Here is a 7,795-nt window from a genome sequence, read left to right on the forward strand (position 1 = left end):
ATGTTGAATCAGAACCGCGATGATTTGGGAATCCTACGACTCCTATAAAGCTCATCCCGCTCTAGAAAAGAGCCGGCGGCAAAGCTGCCAATCTCCCTCCACGAGAGGGGAGATCGGCCGTCATCGCCGCTTACGTCAATCGCCCATGTTTGGCTCAGGGCGTGTCGAGATTCCGGTCAGGCCGAGCCGGAGTCGAAGACGGGCGCGAAGCGACCAAACAAGGTGGGCTTCGAGAACCGGAGCGGAGCGTACGTTTGGGTACGTGAGCACCGGAAGCGCAGAAGACCGCCGTTTGTAGGCCGGCCTCGCCGGAATATCGGCGTGCCCTAGGCGTTGTCGCCCCAGTTCTCCCACAGCACCGTAATCGTGCCGGTCACCGCGATCGTCCCGTCGGCGTCGATATCGGTGCCGATGGGCAAGGCGAGGTTGAGATAGAGATCGACCGGCGTGGTGGTGCCATCCAGCGTCGCGGCGGCGGCGATGTCGGCGGTCGAGGCGGTGGAGAGCGCCGCACCGGCGCCGTCCAGCGTGCGAGCGGTGGCGGCGAGCACGTTGACCATGGTCGTGGCCAGCGTCGCGCTCGATGCCGCCGACGAGCCGACCGACCAGGTGAGTGCCGCATTGTCATTGATGGTCGCCGCGCGGGGGCTGAGTACGGCGAACTGCAATCTTGCCGTGCCGCCCTTGATGCGCACCTTGCCGTCGGTGAAGTCGAAGATCTTCTGGCTGGCATAGGCCAGCGCGTCGGTGACCGGCACCGGCATGGCACTGAACGAAAAGACGGTGCGGAAGGCGCCGCCCTGCCCTGATGTGACGGCTTTCAGGCCGGCTTTCGGCGGGGCAAGGCCGGCCTCGCGGGCGGCGGCGCGGACAAGTGTGCGGGGTAGACCTCGGGCCATTGGTATGTCTCCATTGTTTGAGTGAGGAGTGGTGCGCGCAGCGCATGGGAAGCCAATTGCTTGGCTTTCCAAACGACGAACGCCCGGAGCGATAGCGAAGGGACCGGCGCAGCCAGGCCGAACCGGGAAAGGCTGAATCATTTTGACAAGGATCGGCGCTACCGCCTTGTTCGCATGAGGTGTTTTCGGGCCTCGATCCATCAACGCCCGAGAAACCCTGTCTTATATCGTGAGGCCTGGTGCCCCCGTTCCGCCGCAATGCGGCGGCACGTGGCGAGCGATAGGGATTTCAGGCATTCAAGGGAGACTTCATATGAACTTTCACAAAGCCATCGCCGCCGTGCTGATGACTGCAGCACTTGCAGGCTGCGCACAGACCGAAGGCCAACAGCGAGCCGGAACCGGCGCGCTGATAGGCGGCGCCGGCGGCGCCCTCGTCGGCCAGGCCATTGGCGGCAACACCAAGAGCACGGTCATTGGCGCGGCCAGCGGCGCCCTGCTCGGCGCGGTTGTCGGCTCGGCCACCACCCCGCAACCGCAACGCCGCGGCGAACAGATGTGCCGGTACCAGGACCGCGACGGCCGCATCTACACCGCGCCCTGCGACGACCGGTATTATAACGGCGATTATTGAGGCACCGGCGCCGGTGACGCCAATCTCCCCCTCGTGGGGAGATGTCCGGCAGGACAGAGGGGGGCGCCGTAGAGCGTCAACCTCAACAGCCACCGAACCCTGACAATGCCTCACACGCCACTGCCTCCAAAACATCGCGCAAACGCCAGATCGATGCGCAAGGTGATGACCGACGCCGAACTGAAGCTCTGGAACGAGCTTCGCGCGCACCGGTTGATGGGGCTTGGCTTCCGGCGGCAATTTCCGATCACCGGTTACGTTGTCGATTTTGCTTGCCCCGAGAAGAAACTGATCGTCGAAGTCGACGGCTCCCAGCATGCGGAAGCCGATTTCGTCGCAGGCGACGAAGCAAGGACGGTTCGTTTGGAACAGGATGGCTGGACCGTTCTGCGCTTCTGGAACGACGACGTCATTCGCGACATCGACAATGTCTGCCAGCATATCGTGATAGCGGCCGGGCTCGGAGGCGCGTCCGAACAGCGGTAACGCCGGCGGGACAGCGCCCCCCTCTGTCCTACCGGACATCTCCCCCACACGGGGGGAGATTGGCAGCTTCGACGCCTCGCTCACTCCTGCAACGTTGGCGATTGGCGAAAGCGGCGATGAAGGCTAATCTCCCCGGTGTGGGGAGGTGGCCGGCCGCCCAGAGGGGAGCGCCGTAGAGCGCCAACCTCAGCAGAACCGCCACCTACCCCTCCTCAGCCTTCGCCGCCTTCTCCAGCGCCAGCAGATGCGCCTCGTCCAGCGTCAGAAATCCCATGATGTGCTGCACCACCTCGGCGCGAGCATTGCTGAGCGCGCTGTGCAGTTCGAAGCCGCTGGGCGTGCGGGTCCGTGCCATCCACTCGCCATAGGACGGGCGTCTGTAGTAGCCGACCGTCGCCGCAAGGTCGGCCAGCACCATCTCGCCGTCCGCGCCGGAAAACACCCTGAGATACGCCTTGGTCAGCGCCTCACGGGCCTTGGTTGGGCCGCCGGCCTGAGCGGAATGGGCAAAGCGTTTGTGGCTCATGCGCCGTCTCCCGCCGCTCCCGATGTTCCGTGTACACCTTCACCAGCCGGCCCGGCCTGGCCCTGCAGCATGCCTTGCAACCCGTCGAGCAGGCCGCTGTCGCGCGCCTGCACGGCCGCCGGTACGGCATCCTTGGCCGCCTTCCCTGCGCTGGCGATCGCCGCCATGCCGGCCTGGGCCTGGCTTGCCTTGGCGCGGGCATCGCGCAGGCTGTCGACCTCTTGCCTGCGGCGGAAAATGCGCTGCGGGCTGCGGCCGGCGCCCTGCACGATCTTGATCGCCTCGTCGCTGTCGATGTTGTCCATCACGCCGGGATCGAACTGCGCCATCTGCATGGCCGTCGTCACCACCTGGATGGTGTCGCGCGCCTCGGCCGAGCGACGCAGCACGTCGAGCGGGCCGGTAAAGGTCGGCCGCACCGCCTTGCCGGCAAGGCTCGCCGGCGGCAGGAAGCGGCTGTCCTCGTCATAGAGCCCCTTGTCCTCCAAAATGCCGAGCTCGCGGTCGAGATTGGTGGCAAAGCCGGCCTGGATGATCGAGCCGGAGGGGCCGAGCAGCGCGCCCTTTTCTTCTTGCCTGATCAGCGCTTCGGTCGCAGTCATCTGCGGGTTCTGCACCAGTGTCTGGAACAGGTTGACGAACATCATGTCGCGGATCTCGTCGGCGCGGCTCTGCGCGTAGTTGAAGGCATAGGTCGGATTCTGCCCGGTCGAGATCGGCGCGATCAGCGGCCTGCCATTGTCGTCGATCAGGCCGGGATAGTTCTCGCCGGGATTGAGCACAGGCACATAGTCGAGCCTGGCTTTCGAGGCGGTGGCCGGATCGGTGATCTGCTGCAGCGCGCGCAAGCCCGATCGACGCACGGCGTTTTCCTCGCGCACGGTGGTCAGCGCCTCGATGGTCGGCGAAATGCCGTACGGGTCGCCCTCGTAGCGGCGCCAGTTGAAGGTCGACACCGGGAAGGTGCGAAAGCCGCTTTCCCGCACGATCTCCTCCTCGTCCTCGATGACGTGGTAGGAGGCAAACGCCGTGTCGAGATACTGGGTGTGGCCGCCGAGCCTATACATCTTGCGCTCGTCGCGCGGCTGGATGCACTGGACCAGCGAGATCTTGGTCTCGCATTTGGCCGGATCGTCGACCAGCATCTTGATGCGCACCGGCAGCTTTTCATAGCCGAGCAGCTGTGCGGCCTGCCGCGCGGTGCGCTCGTAGCGGCGGTGAAAGATGTCGACCTGGCCCCAGCGGTTGCGGCTGAGATACCCCTCGACCACGGGGATCGAGGCATAGCGGATCAGCGTCGAGCCAAACCCTTCCTCGGCATAGAGATAGGCCGGGCCATAGCGCACGACATTGCGCAGGCAGGCCTGTGTCGCCGGCACGAAGTTCGAATTGGCGGAGTAGCGCAGCGAAAACAGGAAATCGCGCAAGGATTCCGCCCACTCCTTTTCCTCGTCGGTCTCCTCGTCGTTCATTTCGGCGGTCGACAGGCCGTGCCATTTTTCCGACTGCGGAATGATCAGGCTTTCGAGGCCTGCAGCGAGCCGGTTGGCGGCCGAGTTGATGGTGTTGGCGTAGACCCGCGCGCCCCGCCGCTCCTGCCGCTCGGCCTGCGAACCCGCCCCGCCGCCGCGGCGGCGGCCCCATATGTCGGGCGCGTCGGGATCGCAGAACTCCGCCACCTGCTCCCACACCGCCTCATACTGGCTGCGCTCGCTCTCGAGCTCGGACTGGCGGGACAGGATATCGCGGGCACGGGAATCGGTCATGGGATGTCTCACTTGTTTGGCGCAAAGGCCGAAGCTGCCAATCTCCCCCCTCGTGGGGGAGATGTCCGGCAGGACAGAGGGGGGCGTGAAGGATCGCCAGCCTTTCGATCCAATCGGCTGACATTTTGCTCAGGCAAGATGCATTGCGATCTGCCGACAGGCCGGCGGGACAGCGCCCCCCTCTGCCCTGCCGGGCATCTCCCCCACACGGGGGGAGATCGGCTGTCGCCGTCGGTTTCGCCCAACATTGGAAGATGGGCACCGCGACCATGTCATTCTTTTGCGCGGTTCTCGGTCTAAGATTCTTCTCGCGGCGGGTTTTGGAGGAGGTCGATGTGACGACGACAAGCCTTGCCGGCACCCTGAGAAACCGCGGCAAACAGGTGGCCAAACGCCTGCTTGGCTATGATTCCCGCAACTGGCTGCGCATCCGCCAGATCGAGGCATTCACCGTCTTCCTCGAAGCCGGCAACCGCAAAGCCGCCGACGTGATCGAGATCTCGCCCGGCTGGAACCGCTATTGGCGGGCGATGTGCCCCAACTACCGCTGCGTCGATTTCCCCGCCTTCGACATCTGCAAGGACCGCACCGACGAGCAATATTCCATCGTCATCGCCGATCAGGTGCTGGAACATGTGCAGCGGCCGCTGGCGGCGGTGCAAAACATCCACGCCATGACCCGGTCCGGCGGCTGGGCGATGGTGGCGACACCGTTCCTGTTCCGGGTCCACGCCAGGCCGCACGACTACAACCGGTGGACCCCGGCCGGCCTCAAGCAGTTGATGGTCGAAGGCGGCTTTTCCGAAGCCAGCGTCAAGGTCCACGGCTGGGGCAACAAGGCCTGCGCCAGGGCCCATATCGGCGGCCCCGTCCGCGCCTACGGCCTGTGGCGCGATCTCAGCAACGACGAGGAATATCCGCTGATGGTCTGGGCCTTCGCGAAGAAGGAGAGCTGATCTCCCCCCCTCGCGGGGGAGATGGCCGGCAGGCCAGAGGGGGGCGCGAAGGATCGCCAGCCTTGCCTAATTCGCATACCGAGATTGGCCGAGGGGCTGCTGCCGTCGCTCGACAGGTCGGCGGGACAGCGCCCCCCTCTGCCCTGGCGGGCATCTCCCCCACGAGGGGGGAGATTGGCCAATCACCGCCGTCTCATCAACCGCGCATGCCGGCGCCAATACCACCACGCCAGGACGCGCTTCCTGAAACTGCGCTTCATCGCGGTCATGGTCTAAAGCCCCAGCAGCACGCGACGCTGGCCGGTGAGATCGCCGGGCGCGAGGTCGGTCTTGATGGTGCTGGCCGTGCCCTGGCGCTGTTCGAGCTCAGCCCGGATCGCCGCCTCGCGCGCCTGCACATCCTTGTCCTCGGCCGTCGGTGTCGGCGGCAGCGGCTTCAGTTGCGGTGGTTTTTGAAACAGGCACATGGTTCCAGCCTTCTCTTGTCCAGTCGTAGAGGAAAAAGTCTTCGCCGTTCTTGCCGTAGCCCGGCAGCAGGCAGCGTTGCGTCGCACCCAGCCAGCCAAGCCAGCGCAGCGCGAGATCATTGGCGGCCAGCGCCCGCGCCTCGACCCGCCAGGCGCCGCGCGCCGCCACTTGCCGGGCGAGCACGGTGTGAAAAAACTCGGTAATGCCGGGCACGCAGCGCTTCATGCGGCGCGTGCCCCAGCTCCAGGCGATCCACAACCCGCCGCGATGCTCGGCAGCGCCGAAGCCGGCCTCCGGGTTGCCGTCGAGCTCGGCGACATAGGCAAATCCCTGCAGCGCGGCGAGCGCCAGAAGCGCCGGCGACCACTGGTCGAGCTGGCAGTCGATCTCGGCCCGGTCCTCGGGGCGAAGGTTGGCGGCGATGTAGCTAAGGTCGCGCAAGGTGGCGGGGATGATGCGGACGGTCATGAGGAGCCCAGGGGCATGGGTGCGGTTCCCGCGTGCGGGCGGAGTCTCGAAGGCCCGCGCACTTGACCGGCCCCGTCGCCGGTGACCTACTTCGGACATCGAACACGCAGGCTACCGACGACTGGAGGAGACGGGAGAATGGACATTCGATCGACGCTGACGGAGCTAAGCGACGCCTTCAACGCGCACGATCTCGATCGCATCATGGCATTCTTTGCCGACGATTGCGTCCTGGAGATGCCGAGAGGGAGCATGCCTTGGGGCACGCGTTGCGAGGGCAAACGCGACGTACGCGACGCGCTGGCGACACGTTTCGAAGGCTTGCCCGATGTCCACTACGGCAACGGCCAACATTTTGCGGATGCGGCCGCCGATACCGGCATCTCGAAATGGACCCTCACAGGCACTACCCGCGAGGGTGTGAGAAAGGAAGTCCAAGGCTGCGACTTCTACACGTTTCGCGACGGCAAGGTGATCCGCAAGGATTCTTACTGGAAAATCGTGGAGTAAGCCACGAATTACGGTGACAGTGCACTATTCGCCGGTCGGGCACTTCGCCCTCACCTGAAAGCCCCCAGCGGATCGCTCTGCCCCGCCTGTCGCCGCGCGCTCCTGAACTCCGCCGGATCGACCATCGCCTCCCGCAGCATCATCACGCCATAGCGTGTCGCCGCCATCAGATCGTCGCGCAGTTTCACCACCTGGCCATCCCTGCGGTGATAGAGCCGGAACTCCTCGAACCAGGGCGCAAGCGTCGAGAACACCTTGAAGCGGCCGGATTGCATGCGGTCGAGCATCTCCATCAGCCCGGCCTCGACCGAGACAGAACCGTCCGGGAATTGCGCGTGGCGGGTCAGCATGTTCAGCCCGTGCGCGGCATATTGCCGGGCAAGCGCCACGCCCGCCCCTTCCAGCGTTTCGCGGCGGCCATCGCGCGGCCACGCCCAGGGCAGCCAGTCGCCCCATGGCTTCAGGGTCAGCGTCTGCATTGCCGGCGTCTGCTGCGAAGCGCGGCAGGCTTTTGCGACATAGACGACGTCGGCCTCCGTATCCCAGGCAAGCTCGACCGCGGCCGACGGATGGTCCCAGCCGAAATCGAGCGCCCCGATGCGCGGCCAGTAGCGCGCCAGCCGGAACGGCGCGCAGGCGATCAATTCCTCGGCCACCGGAAAGATGCGGCCGGAGCCCAGCACCGGAATGCCGCGAGCGCGCGCCTCCCGCTCGTGCGCCGGATAGGCGGCAACGATCGCGGCGCGTTCATGCGGTGAATAATGCTCGGCATCGTCGATGGTCATGAAGGTGACGTGACGGGTCATGGCGAGCCTTTGGAAAGCTTGGGTTCCTCCCCCATTCTTGATGGGGGAGAGGTGGCGCGGCGAAGCCGCGACGGAGAGGGGGAATGGCCCGGCCATTTGGATTGGAGGAACCTCATCACAGGCAGAGCCTACGAAGGTCCCCAAGTTCCGGCACTTGAAGGAAATCGGATGGGAGCGACGGGTGATATGAAGGATTGAGCCCGAGCGGGTCAATTTCCTGCGGCTCTAGGCTGAATCGACATTCATCGCATCCATAGCATGGCGCAAGCGATTTGA

10 protein-coding genes are annotated in these 7,795 nt (G+C 65.2%); 4 read left to right on the forward strand and 6 right to left on the reverse strand.

The features are described 5' to 3' along the window. Nucleotides 1-326 precede the first annotated feature (326 nt). Nucleotides 327-899 (reverse strand): hypothetical protein, encoded by a 573-nt coding sequence (locus tag AC07FD_RS36570; RefSeq protein ID WP_478353779.1) that lies wholly within the window; start codon nt 897-899, stop codon nt 327-329. Between the two features lie 313 nt (nt 900-1,212). Between AC07FD_RS36570 and AC07FD_RS36575 the strand changes: the two genes are divergently transcribed. Together AC07FD_RS36575 and AC07FD_RS36580 are read left to right on the forward strand one after the other, a co-directional pair. Further along, nucleotides 1,213-1,533 (forward strand): YMGG-like glycine zipper-containing protein, encoded by a 321-nt coding sequence (locus AC07FD_RS36575; protein ID WP_095091384.1) that lies wholly within the window; start codon nt 1,213-1,215, stop codon nt 1,531-1,533. A 105-nt stretch (nt 1,534-1,638) separates the two neighbouring features. Then, the gene (locus tag AC07FD_RS36580; protein WP_478353780.1) at nt 1,639-2,019 is read left to right on the forward strand and encodes an endonuclease domain-containing protein; all 381 of its coding nucleotides are present in this window, start codon (nt 1,639-1,641) and stop codon (nt 2,017-2,019) included. Between the two features lie 202 nt (nt 2,020-2,221). Here the strand turns inward: AC07FD_RS36580 and AC07FD_RS36585 are convergent, their stop codons facing one another. Continuing rightward, nucleotides 2,222-2,545: a Bbp19 family protein gene (locus AC07FD_RS36585; protein WP_478353781.1), complete on the reverse strand. Its 324-nt coding sequence runs from the start codon at nt 2,543-2,545 to the stop codon at nt 2,222-2,224. Continuing rightward, nucleotides 2,542-4,311, reverse strand: coding sequence for a portal protein (locus AC07FD_RS36590; protein WP_478353782.1), 1,770 nt, complete (start codon nt 4,309-4,311; stop codon nt 2,542-2,544). Before AC07FD_RS36590 ends, AC07FD_RS36585 begins: the two co-directional genes overlap by 4 nt. A 335-nt stretch (nt 4,312-4,646) precedes the next feature. Here AC07FD_RS36590 and AC07FD_RS36595 point away from each other — a divergent pair, with 335 nt between their 5' ends. Continuing rightward, a complete protein-coding gene (locus tag AC07FD_RS36595) occupies nt 4,647-5,267 on the forward strand; it encodes a class I SAM-dependent methyltransferase (RefSeq protein WP_478353783.1) in 621 nt (206 codons plus the stop codon). Between the two features lie 272 nt (nt 5,268-5,539). On the opposite strand, the gene AC07FD_RS36600 is transcribed toward AC07FD_RS36595, so the two are convergent. Together AC07FD_RS36600 and AC07FD_RS36605 are read right to left on the reverse strand one after the other, a co-directional pair. Next, complete coding sequence (locus AC07FD_RS36600) at nt 5,540-5,665, reverse strand: hypothetical protein (RefSeq protein ID WP_478353784.1); 126 nt, start codon at nt 5,663-5,665, stop codon at nt 5,540-5,542. Then, nucleotides 5,634-6,203 (reverse strand): hypothetical protein, encoded by a 570-nt coding sequence (locus AC07FD_RS36605; protein ID WP_478353785.1) that lies wholly within the window; start codon nt 6,201-6,203, stop codon nt 5,634-5,636. Before AC07FD_RS36605 ends, AC07FD_RS36600 begins: the two co-directional genes overlap by 32 nt. A gap of 138 nt (nt 6,204-6,341) precedes the next feature. Here AC07FD_RS36605 and AC07FD_RS36610 point away from each other — a divergent pair, with 138 nt between their 5' ends. After that, on the forward strand, nt 6,342-6,713 hold the full coding sequence (locus AC07FD_RS36610; protein ID WP_478353786.1) for a nuclear transport factor 2 family protein: 372 nt from the start codon (nt 6,342-6,344) through the stop codon (nt 6,711-6,713). Between the two features lie 50 nt (nt 6,714-6,763). On the opposite strand, the gene AC07FD_RS36615 is transcribed toward AC07FD_RS36610, so the two are convergent. After that, nucleotides 6,764-7,615, reverse strand: coding sequence for a phage terminase large subunit family protein (locus tag AC07FD_RS36615; protein ID WP_478353787.1), 852 nt, complete (start codon nt 7,613-7,615; stop codon nt 6,764-6,766). Between the last annotated feature and the right edge of the window lie 180 nt (nt 7,616-7,795).

The organism is Mesorhizobium waitakense (assembly GCF_056431085.1).